Raw genomic sequence first — 23,210 nt, 5'->3', positions numbered from 1 at the left:
TGTGATGGAAGTGCGGCGGTCCACAGGAAAGGCTGCTCAAAGCAATCCGCTCGCCACGAACCTGCAACGAGTGGCCGCCACCGCGTAACAAGTGAGGTGAACTCCAGAACGCCACTGCCGCGCCACCAAATCGCCTAACGACTCAACGACGCATGTTGCATCGGGCGGGGGCGATGCGCATGGGTGGTGTAGTGATGCGCAATTGGTACAATGTTTATGTGACTGCGTCCGTGAGCGGGCTGATGGTCACGATGCTTTTGCTTGGCGCGATCCTCGCTCGAAATGTCGGACTGGCGGAGAAGAAAGGCGACCGGGTCATCGCTGTGTCAGCGCACAGCGAGGCCCGCACCCAGACGACTTCTGAGAACGGTGGCGGAGCCACGGTAGATTTTGGTGTCGCGGACCTTAGAGGGTCGCTGCCGTAAGGAAGTGATCATCGGCCCGCCCTGCCGAGCTCGCTGAGAGACCTTCCGGCTGGCCAGTCATCTTGCCTAAAGCGCGATGAGATTGGGATGAATCGTCATCGCGCTTTAGGTTGTTGTTTGAGCATGATCTCCGCGCAAACGCGCTCCGCGTTTGTCGCGAGGGAAAACCGCTGCGCACTTTTCCGGATCATGCTTTAGCCGAGGCGATCGGCGCGTTGTAGGCTGCCATTCCGGGTCATTCGTGACCAAGCGAAGACGGCCGCATGGAAGCGGCCTGCCTTGTGCGCTGGCCACTTCCGGTCTTCCTCGGTTCGCGGACATTCTCAAGGTCGGTCGGCATGTCTCAAACAGGGCCGCATCCGGACATGCACATAGTGTATACGGCAGGCCGCGGAATGCGGGCCTCGCTGCGCGTAGAGATCGCAAGCAGCTTGATGGAACCATATTCACCAGCTGTAGCGTATGCCCGCGGTGCCTTTGGCGCCTTGCGGGCCCGCGTTGACCGTGCTGCCGACGTCGAATTGATAACCGAATTGAGCATAGACGCTATAGCTCTTGTCGAGCTTGCCGGTGAAGCCGACGAAGGTTTCGACCGTCTGCATCTTCTGCAGCAGCAGCACTTGATCGATGCCAAAAGTGGTGTCCGCTCCMGCGCCCCAGCTGCGCCAGTAATTGATGCCTGCATAAGGCTGCCAGAGCATCCCGTTGCTGCTCGTGGTATTCCACTGCCCGCGCAGGCCGAGCCGTCCGATCGGACCCGACGTCGTGCCCAGCCCGACCGGGCCCAGACCGTCATTGGCTTCGTCGAACGAGACCCGTTGCCAGATGATCTGGGCCTGCGGCTCGAGCACGAAGCCTGGGCCAAGCGGCATCGGGATTGGATAGCCCGTCTCCAGCGAAGCAACGAAGCCGGCGCCCTTGAGCGGCAATTGCGTGAATTGCGTCGTCGCGTTGCCACGATAGAGCGTCCCCTGCAGGATCGCGTCGAGGTACCAGCCGGTCGGACCGTAGTGTGTCCAGTAGCCGCCGGCCGAGTAAGCCTGGATGTCGTTGGTCCCGGTGTGGGTGAGCATGTAGCCAGTGGCCGCCGGGTTTGTGACCAGCCCGGTCACGTCGGCCCGCGCCTGGATATAGGCGAAGTAAAGTCCAGCAGAGTCGCGGTGACCGGGGATGGTGCTGCCGCGCCAGAGATCGATTCCGCCTTGGAAGCCCGCCAGCCAGCCATCGGTGCGCGGGTCGGCGAAGGCCTGGTAGTGGCCGTTGATCTGCTGACCGAAAACGCGCGCCCAGTCTGACCGGCCCCAGCCATCAGGGTCGGTACCCGCATTCAACAATGTCATCGTGTCGCCGACTCGCTGGTTGAGCGTACCAAGCGTGGCGAGGCCGATTTGCCGGGCCATAGGTTGAACGGACCCGTAGGTTGCAAGTCCAGGCCCGATGATTGGGTAGGTGCCGGGCGGCAGCCCGTCCGGAGGCGGATCGGGCGGCAGGATCGGCGGCGGGATAATCGGCGGGTCCGGGGGTGTCGGCCCCGAATCGAAAGTCGAGCGCAGAAACCAATCCTGGGGCGCATTGCCGTTAATGCCGCCGCGAAACAGGAAGTAATCATAAGCGCCGCCGCGCACCTCGCCGGCGAGTGAGAAAGCGCCGGGCGCCGTGGTGGCGTTGTTGACGGTCTGCACCAAAAGGATGCCGTTCGCAACGGTCTGATCGCCGGGACCGGTCGTGTTCAATACTCTGAGCGCTGTCGAGCCCGTCGCTGCGCCGCCGTTAATGACCAACCTGTCGGATGGCGAAGTGTCGTTGCCGAGAAAAGTATTGAGCGTGATCGAGCCGCCTGCGCCCCCATAGTTATTCGCAATCAGCGTCTTGTAGCTCGACAGTTGTGTGGGGTCCGCGGTCGGCGGGGTGAAGATGATCTCACTGCTGTTGTTGGTCAGGTTGGTTGCGTTCGAATTGCCCGTCATCGTCCAGACGGTATTCTGCGCAAGGGTGACTGTGCTGATGCCGCCGGCCGCCGTCGTGATCACCCCTCGCAAGGTCGATGCCTGTGCGTTGAACGTCGTGCTGGCTCCAGACACCGTTTCGAGCAGGGTGTTGTTATTTGTTACTGCGACGGCATTACTAAGACTGATGTTGGCCGCGGCGCCCTGCACCGAGAAGGAGGCGGCGCTGGCCACGATGGTGGCGTTGCTGTACTGCAACGTGTTTCCGGTACCGTTGAACAGAAAGCCGAAGCCGCCATTTCCTGACGCGGTCGCGTCGGTTCCGGTCATAGTTACGTTGCCGCCGTTCTGCAGCAGCCCGCCCGCGCCGTTGACGACGGACACCGAGCCACCACTCGTCGTAACGGTGCCGCCAGTCGTCGCATTCACTCCAGCGTTTCCACCGCCTCCCGTCACGCTGACGACCACATCGTTTGCGGTAACCAGGCTGTTCGCCCCCGTCGCCCGAAGTCCTATCTCCCCGCCGCCAATGCCGGGAACGGTAACGGAGCCGCGCGTCAACGTCACCTGGCCCCCGGACGCGGCGTTCACACCGACATCACCACCGCCATTACCTACCGACAAGCTCAGATCGGTCGCCGTGATCGAACTGTTGGCCCCTGTTGCCGATAGGCCGGTATTCCCGCCGCCTCCGGCGAACGTGATGCTGCTGCCGCTCGCAAGCTGGATACTCCCCCCGTTCTGCGCCGTAGCCGCGGTCATGCCGCCCGAAGCACCCATGTTCACGGAAAGACCATTGGCGATGATTTGGCTTGTCGCACCGTCGGCGGTCATCAACTTGCCGAAGCCACCGCTGAGATTGATCGACGAGCCAGGTGTGAATTGAATCAGACCTCCCGCCGTGGCCTGCACTACCCCGCCCACCCCGACCGCGGCGCCGCCGTTCCAATTCACGGTCGTGCTATTTGCGATGATCGTGCCGGTGGTGGCGATCATGGCCGCGCCGCCGCCGCCAGAATTCGCCAGGGTGATCGCATTAATGATGATCGTGCCGCCGGTGTTCGCAATCAGGCCAGTGCTGGCGGCGGTTACATTTGCGTTTGCGGTGACCGTGGCGTTGGTGGTGGCCTGGATTCCTGTTCCACCACCATTGGCCGTCACCGTGCCATTGGTCGTCACGTTTGCGCCGTTCAACGCGCTGACCGCGATGTTGAAACCGGTGCTCACCGGACTATTGGCTACGCAGGTTCCGCCGTTCTGAAGGATGCCGCCGTTGACAGGATCAGTTGTACATTGAGCGCGGGCCGCTTGCGGTGCGGCGATGATAATCACGCAAGGCAGAACAACGGAAAGCACCCGTGCTCGCAGAGGGTGCCGACGCGGCGCCTGACCGGCAAGTAATCGCAAAGGCTTGCGCAGTTCCATTTTGTTGCGCCCGATCACACGCGATCGCGAAAGGCAACGAGCACCAGAATTGTTGTGCGAAGACGCCGCATCTGTGGCGATCGCGGCAGCAATCCATTATCCCGACCGCTGTCGCTTACGAGTCACGCATGGGACAACAATGCTGATCCAACGGATCCACGCCGTGCTCTCTGGACAACCTCGAGTTGCCGGCGGGATTGATGACTGCTCTGGGGCAATCGCGTCGTTTGGCGAGGTTCGCGGTAAGGTCCGCTTTAGCCCCCAAGAGGGGACGTCGTTTAGATCAGCTTCAGTCCCTTCAGACTGGCGTGACCTTGTTTGCCGACGATGATGTGGTCATGCACGGCAATTCCCAGCGGCTTGGCGATGTCGATGATCGCCTTCGTCATCTGGATATCGGCCTGCGACGGCGAGGGATCGCCTGAGGGGTGATTGTGCACCAGGATCAGCGCGGTCGCCGACAATTCCAGCGCGCGCTTGATCACCTCGCGCGGATAGACCGGGGTGTGGTCGACGGTGCCGGTCTGCTGCACCTCGTCGGCGATGAGCTGGTTGCGCTTGTCGAGGAAGAGCAGGCGGAATTGCTCCTTGTCGGCAAAGGCCATGCTGGAGCGGCAATAATCGATCACTTCGTTCCAGGACGACAGCGCGTTGCGGCTGTTGACCTCGCCCTTGGCGACGCGGTGCGTTGCCGCCGCGATCAGCTTGAGCTGGTGGATCGCGGCTTCGCCGATGCCGTCGACCTCGCGCAAGCGCGCCACCGGGGCGTGGACGACCTCGGCGAACGAGCCGAAAATCTTGATCAGCGTCTTGGCCAGCGGTTTGGTGTCGCGCCGCGGCAGCGCCGGAAACAGCGCCATCTCCAGCAACTCGTAATCGCTGAGCGCATCCGCGCCGGCGCTGTAGAAGCGCTCGCGCAGCCGTTCGCGATGGCCGTGATAGTGCGGCGCGTCCTCGGGCTTGCTCTTGTCGTGGTCGGTCTTGGCGGGCATCAGGCATAACCATGCCGTACGGCGCGTGTTTTGCAACCGGGAAGTGTCCGGCCCTGGCGGCTCGCTCATTGGCACGACGGCCGGTGCCTCGTCGTCCGCCTACGGCGAAAGCCCTCCCGGCGGGGTGCAGACCTCGACCAGGACATGGCCCGGCGCGGTGACATAGAAGTGCGGGACGCGCGCGCCGCCGCCACGGTCCATGAAGGCGATCCTGCTCGGGTTGAGGCCCGCGGCCTTTAGCTCGGCGTGCTTGGCTTCCACCTCGGCCGCCTCGTCGTAGTAGAAGCCGATATGGAAATTGGCGGGATAGTCGGCCGGCTCGCCCGTCCTGCCGCGCATCACGGTCAGGACGAAATCCTCCTTGTTGCGCAGGACGACGAGGGCTTCGCCACGCGAGGCATAGGGTGCAAAGCCGAAGAAGCGCTCGAAGAAGGCGGCAAGCGCGGTGACGTCCGAGGTCACGAGGTTGAGATGTTGCAGTCGCATAGGTGGGCTCCGTTCAGGTGAAGGAACGGACAGAACGAGATTCCACACTGAACGGCGGCCGAGATGACACGATGACATGACCTGCCGAGCAGCGTGACGATCGCGTCACTCTGTCCGGCCGTGGGTCCTACCGTGGAGACGGTGGCAGAATTCCTGGCAAGTCAGGAACAGGCCGGGCTTACCAATCCGGCCATGCCTTTTTCGGCGCGCTCCGGGTAGCAGAGTTCGCGCGCATCGGCAACGCCGGGAGCCGGTCAGGATGTTGCCGGCCCGGATTCCCGGCGCCGCCTACGCTCGGGGCGATTGAGCCGTCGAGAAAAAATTTCACACCAGCTGTCTTCGTTCTGCTGCCTCGTTCGTCTCAGCGCTGTTGGCCGGTCGAGTGGCCAGCCGATCTTCCGCAACAGGAGAATATCAGTGTCCCGGACCAGACCTGAGCCGTCGCGTCGTGCCTTCGTTGCCACCGGCCTCGGAGCGGGCGTCTTGCTCGTCGCGCAAGCGGCGCCGTCCCACAGCCAGAACAGGAGTTCGAAAATGGAAGCGACCATTCGCACCGGCAGCGACGTCACGACCCTCGTCAACGTCTTCACGGTCGAGCCGGACAACCAGCAAAAGCTGGTTCAGTTGCTGAAGGAGGGCACCGAGGCCTTCTTCAGCAAGCAGCCCGGGTTCATCTCGTCCAGCGTCCACGCCAGCAAGGAGGGCCGGCGCGCGATCAACTACTCGCAATGGGCAAGCGCAGGGGACATCGAGAATTTTCGCCGGGATCCGCGATTTGCGCCGTACATCCGGAGCCTTGCGGCGCTGTCGAAGGCCGAGACGATCCTGTGCGAGGTCGTCGAGGTCAATCACGCCTGATCTGCAACGGCGACTCGGGGGCGGTCCAAGAGACCGCCCCGCAGGCACCGTCACTGTTCGAGACCACGGCGCTGCGCCGGCTGGGGCATCGTGATGGCGATGACCCCGGCGAGAATGAGCGTCATGCCTGTAAGGGCCGACCAGGTGAAGCGTTCGCCGAGCCATGCCGTGCCGAGCGCCACCGCAAAGCCCGCGCGCAGATAGCTGCCGCTGGTTGCGCCGAGTGGGCCGAGCGTGCGGATCAAGCGGAAATAGATTCACCATCGCGAGCGCCGTGCAGACCACCGCGAGGCCGACGACGGCCGCGACCGCGTGCGAAGTCGGTGCCAGCGTCCAGGGTCGCTCGAGGACGAGTGCGGCAGGGACCATGAGGATCGCGGCACAGCTCATGGCGCCGGCCGCGGTGACGGTGGCGGGAAAGCCGGAGAACCGCTGCCCCCATATCGGTGCGAGCGCGTAGCAGAGGCTTGCGCCGAGCACGGCGGCCTGCGCCAGCGGGGCCGTCGTGCCCAAGGAGGACAGCGCATCGATTCCGATCGTGACCGCGACGCCCGCAAGACCAAGCGCGACGCCGATGATCTTCCGGCTGCTGATCGCCTGCCGCCCGCGTCCGGTCATCATCGCGATCGCGAGCACGAACATCGGCGGGGTCGCATTGAGCACGCCGGCGAGACCGCTTGCGATATGCATCTCGCCCCAACTGATCAGGGTAAACGGCAGCGCGCTCTGCAGCAGCCCCTGCACGAAGAAAGCCGCCCACACCGGTCCCCGGGCCGGAAGAGCGTGCCCCTGAGCGCGCGCGATCGCGATCAGGAGAATGGCCGCGATCGTCACGCGCGCGGCGACCATCGTGAACGGCGGGATCGTCGGGATTGCGACCTTGATCAGCGTGAACGAGCTGCCCCAGATCAGTGAGAGGAGGAGCAGGAGCCCGATCTCGAATGTGAGGGTGGTTTGTCCTGACGTCGTTTGTTGCGCCTGCGTGTGCATTGCGAATCTGCTCCGGGATGGACCGGGACCATGATCCGGCGTGGTGGCGCAGGCTGGCTGGATTCGGACCTCATCGCCCGATCGAGTCCGATTCCAGCTACTCGGCGGGCTGCGATGAAACTATTCTTCCGCCATGGCAACAGGCTCGGCACATCGGCAAACGCTGCCGCCGCATCTCGACTGGGACACCTGCGATCGGGCGCGGCTGGCGCGGGCACGCGCGTTCGACGGGCTGTTCTTCTCCGGCGTTCGCTCGACGCGCATCTATTGCCGGCCGGTCTGTCCGGTTCGCCCGGCGCGCTCGGAGAACGTCACCTTTTATGCGACCGCCGCTGCCGCCGAGCGCGCCGGATTTCGCCCATGCCTGCGCTGCCGGCCGGAAACCGCGCCGGGATCGCCGGCCTGGATGGGAACGGCCACCACCGTCGCGCGCGGGATGCGCCTGATCAATGACGGATTCCTAGATCGCGCGTCGATGATGGACCTTGCGGAAGTCCTGGGAGTCGGACCGCGCCATCTGCTCCGCCTGTTCATGCGCCACGCCGGTGCGAGCCCGAGCGAGATCGCCGCGACACGCCGTGTGCAGGAAGCCAAGCGTCTGATCGACCAGACCAGCATGACATTGGCGGAGATCGCCTTCGCCGCCGGCTTCGGCAGCGTTCGCAGATTCAACGATGCATTTGTCGCGACCTACAAGCGGCCGCCGTCGTCATTCCGGCGTCGCCACTAGGCCGCCGAGCCAGGCATCACCCGATCTGCTTCCCGCCATGTCGCGGGCAATGTCGCCGTATTTTATAATTGACTATTCGTTCCAGAATAACTATTGTCGTGTCATGGCAAGGACAAAGGAATTCGATCAGGACGAGGCGCTCGATGCCGCGATCGGTGCGTTTCGCGAGCACGGTTTCGAGGGAACCTCGACGCCGATGCTTGTTGACGCCATGGGGATCGGCCGCCAGAGCATCTACGATACGTTTGGCGACAAATGGCAACTCTATTGCGCCGCGGTGCGCCGCTACGCGGCCAGCGAGGTCGAAGCCCATCTTGCCGCGCTGCGGGCGCCGCCGCGCGCGATTGACGGCCTCAGGGCGATGATCGACCGCGTCGTTCGCGACGCGAACGAGGCTTGCCTGGGCATCGGCTCGATCAGCGAGTTCGGCCGCTCGCGGGATGACCTCACCAGCATCCATGCGGCGTCAGGCCGCGCGCTCCAGGGCGCCGTTTCGAAACGCTTGTGCGAAGCGCAGGCGGACGGCGACGTGGCGCGGGATCTCGACGCCGACGACGCAGCCGAGTTTCTGCTGGCGAATGTTGCCGGTATTCGAATCGCCGCGCGCGGTGGCGCCAGGCCGCGCCAATTACGGGCGCTCGGCGCCATCGCATTGCGCGCCCTCGGGTAATTTTTTTGGTCAAATCTGGAACGATCGTTCCAAATAAGGAGAGGGCAAATGAGCAGCAAAGTCGCGTTGGTGTTTGGTGGAGCGCGCGGCATTGGCGCCGCGATCGCGGTCCGTCTCGCACGGGACGGGTTCGATATCGCGCTAACCTACGTGTCGCGACCGGACAGTGCCGCCGAAATCGTGGCCGCGATCGAGAACGCTGGCCGCAAGGCCGTCGCGATCAAGGCCGATAGCGCCGATCCCGCCGCGATCCGCGCGGCCGTTGCCGAGACCGTGAGCCGGCTTGGGGTGCTTGATGCGGTCGTCGTCAACGCGGGCATTCTCCGCCTCGGTCCCGTCGAGCAGTTCAGCCTCGAAGACCTCGACCTCATTCTCGATGTGAATATCCGCGGCGTCTTTCTGGCCATCCAGGCGGCAGCCGGGCAGATGCGTGACGGCGGCCGCATCATCACGATCGGGAGCAACACGGCGATCCGGACAGGGACGCCGGGAGGCAGCGTCTATGCCATGACCAAGGCCGCCGTTGCCTCCTTGGTCCGCGGCGTTGCGCTCGACCTGGCGCCTCGCCGGATCACGGTCAACAACGTCCAGCCGGGCCCGACCGAGACCGACATGACGGCCACGATGGTGTCGCGGCTGAAAGAGATCGTTCCGTTGAAGCGCGTCGGTGAGCCCGGCGAGATCGCCGCGCTGGTGTCACATCTGGCGGGCCCGGAATCCGGCTATATGACCGGCGCCAGCCTCACCATCGATGGTGGCTACGTGCTGTAAGAGGTCCGCCTCTGACGACGGATCGTCGCCGGCGAACAGGATGGCAGGATCGCATCGCGGTCCTGCCGGGCCATCACCCGATCTGCGTCTCGCCGTGCCGCTTCGACAGCGTGAAGATCTCGACGCCCGTCGCGGTCACGCCGACGGAGTGCTCGAACTGCGCCGACAGCGAGCGGTCGCGCGTCACTGCGGTCCAGCCGTCGGAGAGGATCTTCACATGCGGCTTGCCGAGATTGATCATCGGCTCGATGGTGAAGAACATGCCGGGCTTGAGCTGAACGCCTTCGCCGGGCCGGCCGATATGGATGATGTTCGGCTCGTCGTGGAACATGCGCCCCAGGCCATGGCCGCAGAAATCGCGCACCACGCTCATGCCCTGCGGCTCGACGAAGCTCTGGATGGCGTGGCCGATGTCGCCGGTGGTGGCGCCCGGCTTGACCGCGGCGATGCCGCGCATCATCGCCTCATACGTCACCTCGATCAGCCGCTCGGCCTTGCGGGCGATCGGGCCGACCGCATACATCCGGCTGGAATCGCCGTACCAGCCGTCGACGATGAAGGTGACGTCGATGTTGACGATGTCGCCTTCCTTCAACGGACGGTCACCGGGCATGCCGTGGCAGACCACGTGGTTGAGCGAGGTGCAGGTCGAGTAGCGATAGCCGCGATACATCAGCGTCGCCGGATAGGCGCCGTGGCTGAAGGCGAAGTCGCGGACGAACTGGTCGATGCGCTCGGTCGGCACGCCGGGCCCGACGATATCGGTGAGCTCGTCGAGGCACTTCGCCACCAGCGCGCCCGCCTTGTGCATGCCGGCAAAGGCGCTCGGCCCGTGCAGCTTGATCTGTCCGGTCTTGCGCAGGGAGGTATCGGAGGCTTCGACGTAGCTCATGCGGGGCTGGTCTCGATGTCGGCGGAAGGGCTTGATTTCAGGGCCATAATCTAATGATCACGGGCCTTCATGCAAGTCAGGCGTGGCTCTTGCGCCCGAAACAGGGCCTAATTCGGGACTTCTACGGTGGTTTCCACCGGCAGGGCGCCGCCCCGGACGCGAATCTCGCGGACGGGATAGGGAACCCGGATGCCCTCGCGCTTGAAGGCCTCCCATAGCGCCAGCATCACATCGCTCTTGACGCCATCCATGCCGTCGGGGTCCGCGATCCAGAAGGTCAGCGAGAACTTCATCCCGGCTTCCGCGAACTCGGTCAGGATGCTGTTCGGCGGCTTGCCCTTCTGCGCGCGGGGATGGGCGGCCGCGGTCTCCGCGGCGAGCTTGCAAACCAGCCGCGGGTCGGCGTCGTAATTGGTGCCGAAGGCGATCTTCACCAGCGTGTTCTTGTCGGTATAGGTCCAGTTGACGACCTTCTGCGTCACCAGGTCCTCGTTCGGCACCAGGAATTCGCGGCCATCGCCGGCGGCGACGGAAATATAGCGCGTCTTCATCGCGCTGATGCGCCCGGTATTGTCGCCGATGGTGACAAGGTCGCCCGGCTTCACCGACTTGTCCGCAAGCAGGATGATGCCCGAGATGAAGTTGGCGACGATCTTCTGTAGGCCGATACCGATGCCGACGCCGACCGCGCCGGAGAACACCGCGAGCGCCGAGAGATCGATACCGACCGCGCCGAGCGCGATGACGATTGCGATGGCCAGCAGCCCGATCCGGATGATCTTGACCAGCAGCACCTGCACCGACGGGGTCAGATCGGTGGTCGAGTTGATCCGGCTCTCGGCGAAATTGCTGGCGATGTTGGTGGCCCAGAGCGCGATGAGCAGGAGCGCGCCGGCCTTGATCACCAGCAGCGGCGTCAGCCGCAGGCCGCCGAGCACGATCGCAAAGGAATCAAGCAGGTCGACCGTCGTGTCGAGCTGTCCGATGATGGACAGCGCCGCGACGAACCACGCCGAGATCGACACCAGCTTGACGATGAAGGCGTTGCGCAGCACCGAGGTCACGAGCCGGATCGCAAGCCAGGCCAGTCCCAGCTTGGCGGCGACCATCAGGAGATAGCTGCGGCTCGGCCAGGTCGCGTGATACATCACCACGCGGGAGAGGATCACCATCAGGGTGAACACCGCCGTCGAGGCGCTCGAGACCATCACCCGGGCGAAGTGCCGGAGCGGCAGCGGCCAGTGTATCGCCAACGATGTCATGTCGATGCGGTTGCGAACCCCGGCTTCCGCGGCATAGGCGATGCCGGCCGCGGCCAGGATCAGGCCGAATTGCAGGTAGAACCAGGGCGAGGAGATTTCCGCCCCGACGCTGCGCGCGGTGGTCTGCACGAACTCCATGAAGTCTTTGAGGTCCATGTCCATCGGTCTCGTCGGCAAGCAGGCGGGAGGATTTGATTCGAGGACGGCGCAGAATTCCACAAAGGGCGCCGCCGGGCCATCGATACACCGCTAAGTGAAGCGCGTTAAGGCCGCAAAATACGGGCAGATTGCCGCGAGCGGGAGAAAATGGGTTGGCGTGGGAGTCTGCCGACGATAAGGATGCAATCCCAGCGATTTTTACCCGGAAGGTGGATGGCTTCCCTCGACTCTGTCAGCCTCGCCATATTGCTCGGCGCCGTCCTCGTCATGGCCGGTATCCTGTCGAGCCTGCTTGCTCTGCGCTTCGGCGCGCCCTTGCTGCTCGTCTTCCTTGCCATCGGCATGCTCGCGGGGGATTCCGGCCCCGGGCAGCTTCAGTTCGACGACGTCCGCACCACCTATCTGGTCGGCTCGGTGGCACTCGCCCTGATCCTGTTCGACGGCGGTCTGAAGACGCGCTTTGCCAGCATCCGCACCGTGCTCGCGCCCTCCGTCGTGCTCGCGACCGTCGGGGTGCTTCTGACCGCGCTGATCACGGCGCCGTTCGCCAAATACGCGCTCGACCTCAACTGGACGGAATCGCTGCTGGTCGGTGCCGTCGTGGCCTCGACCGACGCGGCTGCGGTGTTCCTGCTGGTGCACACCCAGGGCCTGCGCCTGCGTCCGCGCGTCGGCGCGACGCTGGAGGCCGAATCCGGCACCAACGATCCCTTCGCGATCTTCCTCACCCTGATGCTGGTCGAATACATCTCGCTGGGATCGAGCTCGGCGGGCCATGTGGCGATGGAGTTCATCCAGGAGGCGGTGCTGGGCGCCGTCGTCGGCTTCCTCGGGGGTCGTCTCGTCGTCGTCGCGCTCAACCGGGTTGCGCTGCCGCAGGGATTGCATGCGCCGTTTGTCACGACCGCGGCGCTCGTGATCTTCGGCGGCTCGCAGATCATGCACGCCTCCGGATTCCTCGCGGTCTATCTCGCCGGCATCATCATCGGCAACCGCCCGACCCGCGCGCATAATTCGGTTGTGGCGTTCCTGGATGCCGCGACCTGGCTGGCGCAGATCGTGATGTTCGTGCTGCTGGGCCTGCTGGTTTCGCCGAGCCGGCTCGGCACGAGCGTGCTGCCGGCGGTCGGGGTTGCGTTCGTCCTGATGCTGGTCGCGCGGCCGATCGCGGTGTTCGTGTGCCTGGCGCCGTTCCGCTTCAACTGGCGCGAAAAGATCTTCATCGCCTGGACCGGCCTGCGCGGCGCGGTCGCGATCTTCCTGGCGTCGATCCCGATGCTGGTCGGCCTGTCGAAGGCCTATCTCTATTTCGACGTCGCCTTCGTCGTCGTCATCATCTCGCTACTGCTGCAAGGCTGGACGCTGGCGCCGGCAGCGCGCAAGCTGCACGTGGCGCTGCCGCGCGCCGAGCGTGGTCCACGCCGCGTCGAGCTGGATCTGCCCGGCCAGCTCGAGCAGCAACTCGTCGGCTATCCGGTGCGGCCCAAGAGCCTGTATTTCCGCCGCGGTCTGATCCCATCCTGGTCCAAGCCGACGCTCGTCATCCGCAATGAGAACATTTTGACCCCGACAGAAGCCGATCCGATCGCGCCCGGCGACTACATCTATCTGCTGGCCCCGCCGGAAAAGGCCGAGTCGCTCGACCGCTTCTTCGTCGACATGCAGCCGAGCTCGGCGCCGGATCCGCATTTGCTCGGCGACTTCATGGTCTCCGGCGAGCACACGCTGGCCGAGCTTGCCGAAATCTACGGCGTGAAGGTCGGCGAGGATGACGGCAAGCTGACCCTCGCCGACTATTTCGACGTCCATCTCGACCGCGCGCCGAAGGAGGGCGCCGAGCTGCCGCTGGACGAGATCGTGCTGGTTGCACGCAGCATCTCCGGCGGCCGCGTCAACGTCGTCGGCCTGCGTCTGCCGGAGGACGAGGAAACGCCCGCGCCGCTGACGCGCCGGCAGGCGCTGCGGCGCAAGCTCGCGGATTTGTGGACGTCGGTGGCGGGGGTTTAGCGCCGCGCTCTCCGTTTTCAGTTTGGCGGGACGGAGCGGCCGCAAGCTCGTCATTGCGAGCGCAGCGAAGCAATCCAGTCTGCCTCCGCGAAAAGACTCTGGATTGCTTCGCTACGCTCGCAATGACGGGGAGGGGCCTCAACCCCTCACGTCAGCACCTTCACCCCGCCGAACGATGTCACCCGCCCCTGCTTCAGCATCACGATCTGCGTCGCGAGCTGGCGCAGCTCGGCGACGTCGTGGCTGACATAGACCATGGGGACATTGGCCTCATCGCGCAACCGCACCAGGTAAGGCAGAATCTCGAGCTTGCGGCCCTCGTCGAGCGCGCCGAGCGGTTCGTCGAGCAGCAGCAGGCGCGGCCTCGACAGCAGCGCGCGCCCGAGCGCGACGCGCTGGCGTTCGCCGCCGGAGAGCTTTCCTGGACGGCGATCAAGGAGCGCGCCGATGTCGAGCAGCTCGATGATGCGCTTGTGCTGGGCAGGATCGGGCGTGAGGCCGTTCATCCGCCGGCCGTAGTCGAGATTTTGCGCGACGTTGAGATGAGGAAACAGCCGCGCGTCCTGGAATACGTAGCCGATGCGGCGGCGCCAGGTCGGGACATGGATGCCGGCGGCGGTATCGTCGACGGTCTCGCCGTCGATCACGATGGTGCCGCGGTCGGGCCGCAGCAGGCCTGCGATCATGTTGACCAGCGAGCTCTTGCCGGCGCCCGACGCGCCGAACAGGCCGATGACACGGCCTTCGCTGGTGAAGGTTGCGGAGAGCGAGAATTCGCCGAGCTGTTTTTCGATGTCGACGCGCAGCATGGTCAGTTCCCGTGCAGGCGTTTTGTGGCGCGGCGGGCGAACCATTCGGCGGCGATCAGCGCGCCGAGCGCGAGCACGATCGAGATGATCACCAGTCGTCCCGCGGCCGCGTCGCCATCGGGCGTCTGGATCAGCGAGTAGATTGCCGAGGAAATCGTCTGGGTTTCGCCGGGAATGTTGGAGACGAAGGTGATGGTCGCGCCGAACTCGCCGATCGCTTTGGCAAAGCCCAGCACCATGCCGGCGAGCACGCCGGGCAGCGCCAGGGGTAGCGTCACCGTGAAGAACACTTTCCAGGGCGCCGCTCCCAGCGTCTCGGCAGCCTGCTCGAGCCGGCGGTCGATCGCCTCGATCGACAGCCGCATCGGGCGCACCAGCAGCGGAAACGACATCAGGCCGCAGGCGAGCGCCGCCCCGGTCCAGCGAAACGCGAAGACGATACCGAGATAGTCGGCCAGAAATCCGCCGACGAGTCCCTTGCGACCAAAGGTGAGGAGCAGGAGATAGCCCGTAACGACAGGCGGCAGCACCAGCGGCAGATGCACGAGCGCATCGAGCACCGATTTGCCCCAGAAGTCATGGCGGGCAAGCAGCCATGCCAGCGCAATGCCGAATGGCGTTGCGACCAGCGTCGCGATGACGGCGACCCTGAGCGAGAGCAGGATCGCCGTCCATTCGGCGGGAGAGATCTCGAGCATCAAGTCGTAGATATCAAGTCGTCGGGCTGATCAGGAACTTGAAGCCGTATTTTTCCAGAATGGTCTTGGCTGCGGTCGAGCGCAGGAAGGCGAGATAGTCGTTGGTCTCGGCCTTCGCGGTGGTGGTCGCGGCGACGGGATAGATGATCGCCGGATGCGAGTCCGCCGGGAAGGTGCCGACGACCTTCACGCCGGGCTCGACCTTGGCATCGGTCGAATAGACGATGCCGAGATTGGCCTCACCACGTGCCACCAGCGTCAGCGCGGCGCGCACGCTCTCGGCCATGGCGAATTTCGGCTCCGCAGCCTGCCAGGCGCCCAGCTTCTCCAGCGCCGCCTTGGCGTATTTGCCGACCGGCACCGACTTGACATCGCCGGTCGCGATCTTGCCGTCGCCCGCGAGCTTGGCGAGGTCGAAACCCTGCGCGATCGTGACGTTGTCGATCTTGGAGTCCTTCGGCGCGATCAGGACGATGCTGTTGCCGAGCAGGTTGACGCGGGTCGGCTCGTTGATGGTCTTCTTCGAGATGGCGTAGTCCATCCAGTCGGTGTCGGCGGAGACGAACACGTCGGCCGGCGCGCCCTGCTCGATCTGCTTGGCGAGCACCGAGCTTGCGGCATAGCTGACGCTGAACTTGACGCCGGTCTTGGCGGTGTAGGCGGCGTCGATCTCGTCGAGCGCGTTCTTCATCGAAGCGGCGGCGAACACGGTGATGGTCTTGTCCTCGGCGGCGGCAGGCGAAAGGCTCGCGCTCGCGAGGAGGACGAAAGCGGTGAAAAGTCCGGCAATACGAATCATGGAGTGCGCTCCGTGCGAGTTCGCGCGCGCGAATGCCCGCGTAAATCTGGCGTTGGGTGGGTTGGCGTGCGACGGGCGGAAGCGCTGTTCCACGTGTCCCCGCAACGGCTTACGGCCGGCGGGGATATCGCAGGTGCGAAGATAGCAGGCTAAGCCTTCAGGTCAAAGGCGGCCGTTTGTCCAACCAAGCGACTTATTGTGCCGGCAGGATCGCGATCGACAGCGAATTGTCCTTGGCGCCGCTGATCTGGAGCACGAAAGGCTGCGCCGACAGCTCGTATTTCATGGTCTTGCGGATGCCGTCGCAATCGGTCGCGCCGCTGAAGGCCACGGGCTTGAGGAAATGCCCGTCCTGGACCACGTCCACCCAGGCCCCGCTGGACAGGCTGACGGTGTAGAGCCCGGCCTTCGGCGCCTTGATGCTGGTGAAGCCCGCGAAGGTGCCGTCCTTCGGCGCCCTTTCCGGCGGTGTCGGCAGCTTCGCGTCCGCGGGGGCAACCAGCCCCAGCGTGATGGCCGACGACGGCAGCGCCGCCTGTTCGCTTCCCGTGGCGAGCCTGGCACGGTCCGGCGCGGTGAGCGCGGCGCGCTCACGCTCGATCGGCCATTTGAACTTGTCGCAGCCGCTGGGCTCTTCGGCAGCCAGAGCGGTGGTCGCACCGAGCGAAAGCGCAGCGAGGAAGGTGAGGACGCGCATGTCAAATCTCATCGTTGGCCACGCGAAGATGCGGGGCTTGCGGTCATTGCTGAAAGGCGGGATGCGCGTCCCGACAGGGCCGCTCGGCTTACGGCAGAGCGGCAAGGCGATCCTAGCGCATTTCAGAGGATGGGAGCCAGTAATGACTCTGTCATGCCGGACAAGCGCAGCGAAGCGGAGCGAAGATCCGGGATCCATAGCCCCAGGGAGGAATTTGACGAAGACTCGGAGTTACCGCTTCGCTCAACCACCGCTCCCTGTGGTTATGGATCCCGGGGCTCGCTTCGCGCGCCCYGGGACGACAGCGGTGGGTGAGGCGGCAGCTTGCCCAGCCAGCCGCCTATTGCTTCGCATCCGCCGCGTGCAGCACCGCTTTGCAGGCCGCCGGCATCTGCGCCAGCGTCATCGGCGGCTTTGGCTTCGGCGGCTCCGGCGGAGGCTTCGGGTGCAGCACGGCGTCGCTGAACCAATAGGCGAGGTCGGACGGCTTGCAGCCTTCGTCCTCGGATTGCGACGACTGGCCTTCGCATTCGCTCGAGCCCGCCGGGCAGCGCATGCGGATGTGGAAGTGATAGTCGTGGCCCCACCACGGCCGGATCTTCGACAGCCATGAGCGGTCGCCCTTGGCCTCGCGGCACAGCGCCTTCTTGATCGCGGGATTGACGAAGATGCGCTGCACTGCCGGCTCCTGCGCTGCGTCGCGCAGCACCAGCACATGAGCAGGCGTGAACACCTTGGGGTCGATGTCGAGCCGGTCCTGGCGCACCATCATCACCGCCGACATGTCCTCGCGCTCCTCGCGTGACAAACGACGGTCCGGCATCGGCGTCAGCCAGATGTCGGCATCCAGGCCAATTTGATGGCTGGCATGGCCTGACAGTGCCGGCCCGCCGCGCGGCTGGGCGATGTCGCCGACCAGAATGCCCGGCCATCCCGCGTCCTTATGCGCCCTGGCCGCGAGCCGCTTGATCAGCGCGATTATGTCGGGATGACCGTAATTGCGGTTACGCGACAGCCGCATCACCTGCCAATTGTCGCCGTTGAGCGGCATCTGCATGGCGCCGCCGATACAGCCCTTGGTGTAGGAGCCGATGACATGAGCCGTTCCCTTCGACGGCAGCAGCTTTCGCGCGAACAGCTCCTTGGCGCCGATGCTGGGATCGTTTGGGTTGGCGAGCGGCGGTAGCGGTTTTGGGTTAACGCTGCCCTTGTCCTGGGCCAGCGCGGCGCCGGCGGTCAGGAACGTCATGACAAGCAGGAGAGGAGCGAGGCGGCGGGGACTCATGCTGTCATCCTTATAACGCAACGCGGTGTCAGGGTTAAGAAACAGTCCTTCGGCCGAAATATTGTCCGAAAGTCGCAGTTCCCTACGCGCGGCCGGCCGATTCTTAACGACGCGATAACCCTCTCGTGCATTGACCAAAATTCGTGCGTGGGAGGCGTGCTCCCAGCCCTCTGTATGCATTCGCGCGCGATCTCGGAAATGATTCAAGGCAGCGCGCAATTTTGCGCCATCGCGTTCTCCGATGACGACGATGTGATGGGCTTGGCGCGCCCGGCGGCGCTGCCGCGCCGCGCAAAGCGGCAATGAGGGCTGCTTTTCTGCGGCCACCAGACTGTGCGACCGACCGACAAGCCACCCAAGATTACTTTTTTTTCAGACACTTGCCCCAAAACTTGCGGCCACTGGGCGCGACTGGGACGTATCAAGTTGAGTTTGGGGTTTCGAAAAACAAAAAAGCGAAAGGGAGGCGTGCTCGCCCGGGCTCGCCGACAGCCGCGCAAGCCGCGCTTCGCGCGCGCGCCTCAATCCGTTTCCGAACGCGACGAACTCCTGCGCCGCCGCGCCGAGGCGGAGGCCGCGATTGCCGAGGCCCGCAAATCCCATGAGCGCCTGCGCCAGGCCATCGACATCCTGCCGCAAGGCATCGTGTTTCTCGATGCCGAAGGCCGTTACGTGCTCTGGAACAGGAAATACGCCGAGATCTACAGCAAGACCGCCGATCTGTTCGAGGAAGGCGCGCGCCTCGAGGATACGCTGCGCATCGGCGTCGCGCGCGGCGACTATCCCGAGGCTGCCGGCCACGAGGACGAATGGATCGCCGAGCGGCTGCAAAAGCTCTATCAGCCCGGCGCGCGCCACGAGCAGATGCTCGCGGACGGCCGCGTCATCCTGATCGACGAGCGGCTGACCGACGACGGCGGCGTGGTCGGCCTGCGCGTCGACATCACCGAGCTGAAGCAGCGCGAGGCCTCATTCCGCCTGCTGTTCGACGGCAATCCCGTCCCGATGATCGTCTGTGCGCTCGACGACGAGCGCATCCTCGGCGTCAACGATGCCGCGATTTCCCATTACGGCTATAGCCGTGCCGAGTTCGAGAAGCTGAAGATCCGCTCGTTGCAGGCTTTCGACAGCGAGCCGCCCTGGACCACCGATCGCTCCAGCGAGGAGCAGGCCGCACGCACCTGGAAGCACGTCAAGGCCAACGGCGCGCTGATCGACCTTGCGATCTATTCGCGCGAACTGACCTATGCCGATCGGCCCGCGGTGCTGCTCGCGCTGATGGACATCACCGAACGCAAGCGCGCCGAGGCGCGGCTCGCCTTCATGGCCCAGCATGACGGGCTGACCGGCTTGCCGAACCGCAACCTGCTGCGCCAGCAGGTGGACGAGATGCTGCTGCATATGCGGCGCAGCTCCGACAAGGTCGCGCTGCTGATGCTGGGGCTGGACAATTTCAAGGCGGTGAACGACACGCTGGGACACGCGGTCGGCGACAAGCTGCTGCGCGGCGTCGCCAAGCGGCTGCGCTCGACCTTGCGCGAGGAGGACGCGCTGGCGCGGCTGAACTCCGACGAGTTCGCGATCGTGCAGAGCGGGCTGACGCGTCCCGAGGATGCGGTGATGCTGGCCAAGCGCCTGCTGGAAGCCATCGCCGATCCCTATCTGCTCGACGGCCATTCCGTGGTGATCGGCGCCTCCATCGGCATCGCGATGGCGCCCGGCGACGGCGATGATTCCGAAAAACTGCTCAAGAGCGCCGACATGGCACTGTCGCGCGCCAAGGCCGATGCCCGCGGCACGTTTGCGTTCTTCGAGGCCGCGCTCGACGCCAAGGCGCAGAGCCGCCGCAAGATCGAGGTCGAGCTGCGCGACGCGATCCAGAACGACGTGCTGCGCCCTTATTACCAGCCGCTGATCGACCTCCAGAGCGGCCGCATCACCGGCTTCGAGGCGCTGGTGCGCTGGCCGCATGCCGAGCGCGGCATGGTCTCGCCGGCCGAGTTCATTCCGGTCGCCGAGGAAACAGGATTGATCAATCCGCTCGGCGGCCTGATGCTGCGCCGCGCGTGCCTGGATGCCGCGACCTGGCCCGACGATGTCCGCGTCGCCGTCAACCTGTCGCCGCTCCAGTTCCGCAGCGGCAATCTGCTCTCGGTGGTGACGGACGCGCTGAAACATTCCGGCCTGCCGGCGCGGCGGCTGGAGCTCGAGATCACCGAGACGTTGCTGCTCGAAAAGAGCGCGCAGGTGCTGGCGACGCTGCATGCGCTGCGCGCGCTTGGCGTCCGCATCTCCATGGATGATTTCGGCACCGGCTATTCCAGCCTCAGCTATTTGCGCAGCTTCCCCTTCGACAAGATCAAGATCGACCAGTCCTTCGTGCGCGATCTCGGCGCCAACCGCGAGGCCCAGGCGATCATCCGCTCCATCGTTAGCCTCGGCAAAGGCCTTGGCGTCACCATCACCGCCGAGGGCGTCGAGACCGAAGCCGAGCTGAGCTGCCTCCGCGCTGAGGGCTGCGACGAGGGCCAGGGCTTTCTGTTCAGCAAGGCCCGGCCGAATGCCGAGATCATCAGCCTGCTCGCCGCCCAGCGCGGCATCGATGGTGGCGAGAAGGCTGCGATGGTGGCGTAAGGCGCGCTGCCCCTTACCTCGCCCCGCTTGCGGGGAGAGGTCGGATCGCTCTTGCGATCCGGGTGAGGGAGTACAGGTCCCTCGACGATCTCAGGTGTGTAGAAGAGAGGCCCCTCACCCCAACCCTCTCAGCGCGAGCGAAGCTCGTCGCGGCCCCGTAAGAACGGGGCGAGGGAGCGCAGCGTCATTGCGGCTGTAGTTCAGCGTCCCTCCGCCAAAATCGCCTTCCCTACATCCTCATAATGCGTATCCCGTGCCTGGATCTGCTGCGCGATCGCGTGCATGTCGCGAAAGCGCCGCTCGAAGGGATTGCTGCGGAACACCGCGGTCGCGCCGGCCATGTGATAGGCGGCGTCGACTACCTTGGCCGATTGATGGATGGTCCAGGTCGCGGCGAGGCGAACGGCGCTACGATGCGCCGGGCTGAATTGGCCGGTCGCGCAGAGGTCGTGCCACATCGCATTCGCCGTCGCATAGAGATAGGTGCGCGCGGCGCGTAAGTCGCCCTCGGTGCGGCCAATCAGGCCCTGGACCGCCTGGTTGTCGCGCATGGCGCTCGCTGCCAGCGACTGGTGCTTTGCCCGCGACAAAGCGATGGCCGCATCCAGCGTCGCGCGCGCGACGCCCAGCGAGACCGCGGCAAAGCCGAGGCTGAAGGTCGATCCGGTGCCGATCCTGTAGAGCGGACCCGTCTCACGCAGCGCGGACGGCACGTCACGGAACGCCGTGAAACGCTCGGGGATGAAGAGGTCGCTCACTTCATAGGAATCCGTGCCGGTGCCGGCGAGCCCGATCGCCTGCCAGACGTCGTGCAGCACCGCGCTCGCAACCGGAAACAGGATGGTGCGAACCTCTGGCGAGCCGTCAGCATTTTTGCGCGGCGTCCCGTCGGCTCCGACGATGCGGACATGCGCCCCCAGCCAGCTCGCCTGCCGCGAGCCCGAGGCAAAATCCCAGCGCGCTGTGACGCGATAGCCGCCCTCGACGCTGCGCGCCTCATGCGCGATCGCGCCCCAGGCAAGGATGCCGGGCGGCGTTTTGAAGATCTCGTGCGCGGTGCCGGGATCGAGCGAAGCCGCGATCATAGCGCAGACGCTGCATTGGCCGAGACACCAGGCCGTCGAGGCATCCGCCTTCGCGATCTCTTCCTGCATCTGCATGAAGATCTCGATGGGGGCCTCGGCGCCGCCGAGACTTTGCGGCAGCAGCGCGCGATAAAGCCCGTTCTCGATCAAAGCCGAGACGACGGCCGGCGTCAGCCGACGGGAGCGCTCGATCTCGTCCGCTTCGTGCGCAATCAGTGGCGCGATTGCCCGGGCACGTTCAACGAGATCGAAGCCTTGCGGCCTGTTCATGCGTCACCTCGTCAGGCCGCGGCGCGGCCAAGGTCGAGCGATTGCTTGCGTCTTGTCGGGAAGCTCAGCGCCACTGCGACGGCGGCAAGCCCGATCGCGAAGGAGCCGGCGTGCAGCCATGTGTAGCGCTGGAAATTGTCGAATACGAGTCCGCCAGCCCAGGGCCCGAGCGCCATGCCGAGGCTTGCAAAGGCCGATACCGCGCCGAACACGGTGCCCATGATGCGCGCGCCGAAGTACTCGCGGACCAGCACGGCATAGAGCGGCATCACGCCGCCATAGGCGAGGCCGAACACGACCGAGAGCGCGTAGAATTCGCCGAGCTGCGCCACCGCGAGATAGGTCGCGATGCACATCGCCTGCACGAACAGGCCGCCGACCAGCACGGGCTTTGCGCCGATGCGATCGGCTGCCGCGCCGAGCAGCAGACGTCCGCCGAGTCCGGAGACGCCGGCGACGCCGTAGACCGTCACCGCCGTGAGCGGGGCGATGCCGCAGACCATCGCATAGGACACCATGTGAAAGATCGGACCGGAGTGCGCCGCGCAGCAGGCGAAATGCGCCGCTGCGAGCGCGATGAATTGCGGCGTGCGCAGCGCCTGCGCCGTGGTCAGCTCGATCTCCGGTGCCGTGTCGGTGCTTGCCGGGCCAGTCGCTTGCGGCGCCGGCCGCACCAGGAAGCAGGCCGGGATCAGCAGCGCCCACGCAGCGATGCCGATCACGAGCATCGCGGTGCGCCAGTCATAGGCCGTGATCAGCCAGCTTGCGGTCGGCGCAATCGTCACCGGCGACACGCCCATGCCGGCAGAGACCAGCGCCACCGCGAGGCTGCGGTTCTTTTCGATCCAGGCGCTCGCGAGCGCCATCATCGGCGCGTAGAAGCTGCCGGCAGCGACGCCGATCAGCACGCCGAAGAACAGCTGGAATTGCCACAGGCTGGTCGCCTGGCTCGCGGTCACGAGACCGAGGCCCAGCAGCAGGCTTCCGGCGAGCACCACGATGCGGGTGCCAAATCGATCCGACAGCGTGCCCCAGAAGAAAGCGGCAACGCCCATGCAGAGGAAATCCAGCGTCGCCGCCGCCGACACGCCCGCGCGCGACCAGCCCATCGCTTCGGAGATCGGCTGCAGGAAGACCGCAAGCGACAGCATCGTGCCGAAGCCGACACAGGTCATCAGCGCTCCCGCGGCGACAACGACCCAGCCATAGTCGAACCCTGACGGCTTGCTCATGCGTTTCCTCTGCGCTTTTGCTCTTGTTGATGGTGCGCGCGGGGATGGTGGCCCATCTATCGGCGGAGGGCAAGGTTACGCGCAATGC

19 protein-coding genes and 1 pseudogene are annotated in these 23,210 nt (G+C 65.1%); 7 read left to right on the top strand and 13 right to left on the bottom strand.

The features are described 5' to 3' along the window. Nucleotides 1-173 precede the first annotated feature (173 nt). Entirely contained in the window at nt 174-425 is a 252-nt protein-coding gene (locus AC1DW2_RS04155; protein ID WP_477005293.1) for a hypothetical protein, read from the top strand. Between the two features lie 446 nt (nt 426-871). On the opposite strand, the gene AC1DW2_RS04150 is transcribed toward AC1DW2_RS04155, so the two are convergent. The 3 genes from AC1DW2_RS04150 to AC1DW2_RS04140 form a co-directional block, all read right to left on the bottom strand. Further along, nucleotides 872-3,796 (bottom strand): autotransporter family protein, encoded by a 2,925-nt coding sequence (locus tag AC1DW2_RS04150; protein ID WP_477005292.1) that lies wholly within the window; start codon nt 3,794-3,796, stop codon nt 872-874. 278 nt (nt 3,797-4,074) lie between these two features. Beyond that, nucleotides 4,075-4,788 carry a RadC family protein gene (gene radC, locus AC1DW2_RS04145; protein ID WP_441496854.1) on the bottom strand — a complete coding sequence of 238 codons (714 nt, stop codon included), beginning with the start codon at nt 4,786-4,788 and terminating at the stop codon, nt 4,075-4,077. Between the two features lie 99 nt (nt 4,789-4,887). Further along, nucleotides 4,888-5,274: a VOC family protein gene (locus AC1DW2_RS04140; RefSeq protein WP_441496855.1), complete on the bottom strand. Its 387-nt coding sequence runs from the start codon at nt 5,272-5,274 to the stop codon at nt 4,888-4,890. Nucleotides 5,275-5,808: 534 nt separating this feature from the next. Here AC1DW2_RS04140 and AC1DW2_RS04135 point away from each other — a divergent pair. Further along, nucleotides 5,809-6,132: an antibiotic biosynthesis monooxygenase family protein gene (locus tag AC1DW2_RS04135; RefSeq protein ID WP_477005314.1), complete on the top strand. Its 324-nt coding sequence runs from the start codon at nt 5,809-5,811 to the stop codon at nt 6,130-6,132. A 594-nt stretch (nt 6,133-6,726) separates the two neighbouring features. On the opposite strand, the pseudogene AC1DW2_RS04130 reads toward AC1DW2_RS04135, so the two are convergent. Next, nucleotides 6,727-7,122: pseudogene (locus tag AC1DW2_RS04130) on the bottom strand (EamA family transporter); the annotation flags it as partial. A gap of 133 nt (nt 7,123-7,255) precedes the next feature. Here AC1DW2_RS04130 and AC1DW2_RS04125 point away from each other — a divergent pair. The 3 genes from AC1DW2_RS04125 (at nt 7,256) to AC1DW2_RS04115 (ending at nt 9,293) form a co-directional block, all read left to right on the top strand. Beyond that, nucleotides 7,256-7,852 (top strand): bifunctional transcriptional activator/DNA repair enzyme AdaA, encoded by a 597-nt coding sequence (locus AC1DW2_RS04125; protein ID WP_247316363.1) that lies wholly within the window; start codon nt 7,256-7,258, stop codon nt 7,850-7,852. A 103-nt stretch (nt 7,853-7,955) separates the two neighbouring features. Beyond that, nucleotides 7,956-8,522: a TetR/AcrR family transcriptional regulator gene (locus AC1DW2_RS04120; protein ID WP_441496859.1), complete on the top strand. Its 567-nt coding sequence runs from the start codon at nt 7,956-7,958 to the stop codon at nt 8,520-8,522. Nucleotides 8,523-8,570: 48 nt separating this feature from the next. Further along, nucleotides 8,571-9,293: a 3-oxoacyl-ACP reductase family protein gene (locus AC1DW2_RS04115; protein ID WP_477005291.1), complete on the top strand. Its 723-nt coding sequence runs from the start codon at nt 8,571-8,573 to the stop codon at nt 9,291-9,293. A gap of 73 nt (nt 9,294-9,366) precedes the next feature. Here AC1DW2_RS04115 and map read toward each other — a convergent pair whose 3' ends face one another. Next, nucleotides 9,367-10,185, bottom strand: a complete 819-nt coding sequence (gene map, locus AC1DW2_RS04110; RefSeq protein WP_063980716.1) for a type I methionyl aminopeptidase — start codon at nt 10,183-10,185, stop codon at nt 9,367-9,369. 107 nt (nt 10,186-10,292) lie between these two features. Beyond that, the gene (locus AC1DW2_RS04105; protein WP_071916939.1) at nt 10,293-11,609 is read right to left on the bottom strand and encodes a mechanosensitive ion channel family protein; all 1,317 of its coding nucleotides are present in this window, start codon (nt 11,607-11,609) and stop codon (nt 10,293-10,295) included. Between the two features lie 210 nt (nt 11,610-11,819). Here AC1DW2_RS04105 and AC1DW2_RS04100 point away from each other — a divergent pair, with 210 nt between their 5' ends. After that, a complete protein-coding gene (locus tag AC1DW2_RS04100; RefSeq protein ID WP_063980718.1) occupies nt 11,820-13,613 on the top strand; it encodes a potassium/proton antiporter in 1,794 nt (597 codons plus the stop codon). Nucleotides 13,614-13,759: 146 nt separating this feature from the next. Here AC1DW2_RS04100 and modC read toward each other — a convergent pair whose 3' ends face one another. The 5 genes from modC to mepA all read right to left on the bottom strand — a co-directional run bounded on the left by modC (nt 13,760) and on the right by mepA (nt 17,901). Further along, the gene (gene modC / locus AC1DW2_RS04095; protein WP_038934484.1) at nt 13,760-14,422 is read right to left on the bottom strand and encodes a molybdenum ABC transporter ATP-binding protein; all 663 of its coding nucleotides are present in this window, start codon (nt 14,420-14,422) and stop codon (nt 13,760-13,762) included. Nucleotides 14,423-14,424: 2 nt separating this feature from the next. Then, nucleotides 14,425-15,120: a molybdate ABC transporter permease subunit gene (gene modB / locus AC1DW2_RS04090; protein ID WP_166075717.1), complete on the bottom strand. Its 696-nt coding sequence runs from the start codon at nt 15,118-15,120 to the stop codon at nt 14,425-14,427. Between the two features lie 13 nt (nt 15,121-15,133). After that, nucleotides 15,134-15,919 carry a molybdate ABC transporter substrate-binding protein gene (modA, locus tag AC1DW2_RS04085; protein ID WP_071916937.1) on the bottom strand — a complete coding sequence of 262 codons (786 nt, stop codon included), beginning with the start codon at nt 15,917-15,919 and terminating at the stop codon, nt 15,134-15,136. Between the two features lie 193 nt (nt 15,920-16,112). Continuing rightward, nucleotides 16,113-16,616, bottom strand: a complete 504-nt coding sequence (locus AC1DW2_RS04080; protein WP_441496861.1) for a hypothetical protein — start codon at nt 16,614-16,616, stop codon at nt 16,113-16,115. 340 nt (nt 16,617-16,956) lie between these two features. Further along, nucleotides 16,957-17,901 (bottom strand): penicillin-insensitive murein endopeptidase, encoded by a 945-nt coding sequence (gene mepA / locus AC1DW2_RS04075; RefSeq protein WP_441496862.1) that lies wholly within the window; start codon nt 17,899-17,901, stop codon nt 16,957-16,959. 468 nt (nt 17,902-18,369) lie between these two features. Between mepA and AC1DW2_RS04070 the strand changes: the two genes are divergently transcribed. Next, a complete protein-coding gene (locus AC1DW2_RS04070; RefSeq protein WP_477005290.1) occupies nt 18,370-20,535 on the top strand; it encodes a putative bifunctional diguanylate cyclase/phosphodiesterase in 2,166 nt (721 codons plus the stop codon). 200 nt (nt 20,536-20,735) lie between these two features. Here AC1DW2_RS04070 and AC1DW2_RS04065 read toward each other — a convergent pair whose 3' ends face one another. After that, nucleotides 20,736-21,890 (bottom strand): acyl-CoA dehydrogenase family protein, encoded by a 1,155-nt coding sequence (locus tag AC1DW2_RS04065; protein ID WP_441496864.1) that lies wholly within the window; start codon nt 21,888-21,890, stop codon nt 20,736-20,738. An 11-nt stretch (nt 21,891-21,901) separates the two neighbouring features. Next, on the bottom strand, nt 21,902-23,122 hold the full coding sequence (locus AC1DW2_RS04060) for an MFS transporter (protein WP_441496865.1): 1,221 nt from the start codon (nt 23,120-23,122) through the stop codon (nt 21,902-21,904). Between the last annotated feature and the right edge of the window lie 88 nt (nt 23,123-23,210).

The sequence above is a fragment of the Bradyrhizobium sp. P3_C3 genome, assembly GCF_056402655.1.
Note: the sequence above shows the minus strand (reverse complement) of the source record. Positions and strands in the feature narration are given on the sequence as shown.

Bases quoted from the DNA above. Each gene is read 5' to 3' on its own strand.
- AC1DW2_RS04155 (WP_477005293.1), top strand. From the start codon at position 174: ATGCGCATGGGTGGTGTAGTGATGCGCAATTGGTACAATGTTTATGTG.
- radC (WP_441496854.1), bottom strand. From the start codon at position 4,788: ATGCCCGCCAAGACCGACCACGACAAGAGCAAGCCCGAGGACGCGCCG.
- AC1DW2_RS04140 (WP_441496855.1), bottom strand. From the start codon at position 5,274: ATGCGACTGCAACATCTCAACCTCGTGACCTCGGACGTCACCGCGCTT.
- AC1DW2_RS04135 (WP_477005314.1), top strand. From the start codon at position 5,809: ATGGAAGCGACCATTCGCACCGGCAGCGACGTCACGACCCTCGTCAAC.
- AC1DW2_RS04125 (WP_247316363.1), top strand. From the start codon at position 7,256: ATGGCAACAGGCTCGGCACATCGGCAAACGCTGCCGCCGCATCTCGAC.
- AC1DW2_RS04120 (WP_441496859.1), top strand. From the start codon at position 7,956: ATGGCAAGGACAAAGGAATTCGATCAGGACGAGGCGCTCGATGCCGCG.
- AC1DW2_RS04115 (WP_477005291.1), top strand. From the start codon at position 8,571: ATGAGCAGCAAAGTCGCGTTGGTGTTTGGTGGAGCGCGCGGCATTGGC.
- map (WP_063980716.1), bottom strand. From the start codon at position 10,185: ATGAGCTACGTCGAAGCCTCCGATACCTCCCTGCGCAAGACCGGACAG.
- AC1DW2_RS04105 (WP_071916939.1), bottom strand. From the start codon at position 11,609: ATGGACATGGACCTCAAAGACTTCATGGAGTTCGTGCAGACCACCGCG.
- AC1DW2_RS04100 (WP_063980718.1), top strand. From the start codon at position 11,820: ATGGCTTCCCTCGACTCTGTCAGCCTCGCCATATTGCTCGGCGCCGTC.
- modC (WP_038934484.1), bottom strand. From the start codon at position 14,422: ATGCTGCGCGTCGACATCGAAAAACAGCTCGGCGAATTCTCGCTCTCC.
- modB (WP_166075717.1), bottom strand. From the start codon at position 15,120: ATGCTCGAGATCTCTCCCGCCGAATGGACGGCGATCCTGCTCTCGCTC.
- modA (WP_071916937.1), bottom strand. From the start codon at position 15,919: ATGATTCGTATTGCCGGACTTTTCACCGCTTTCGTCCTCCTCGCGAGC.
- AC1DW2_RS04080 (WP_441496861.1), bottom strand. From the start codon at position 16,616: ATGCGCGTCCTCACCTTCCTCGCTGCGCTTTCGCTCGGTGCGACCACC.
- mepA (WP_441496862.1), bottom strand. From the start codon at position 17,901: ATGAGTCCCCGCCGCCTCGCTCCTCTCCTGCTTGTCATGACGTTCCTG.
- AC1DW2_RS04065 (WP_441496864.1), bottom strand. From the start codon at position 21,890: ATGAACAGGCCGCAAGGCTTCGATCTCGTTGAACGTGCCCGGGCAATC.
- AC1DW2_RS04060 (WP_441496865.1), bottom strand. From the start codon at position 23,122: ATGAGCAAGCCGTCAGGGTTCGACTATGGCTGGGTCGTTGTCGCCGCG.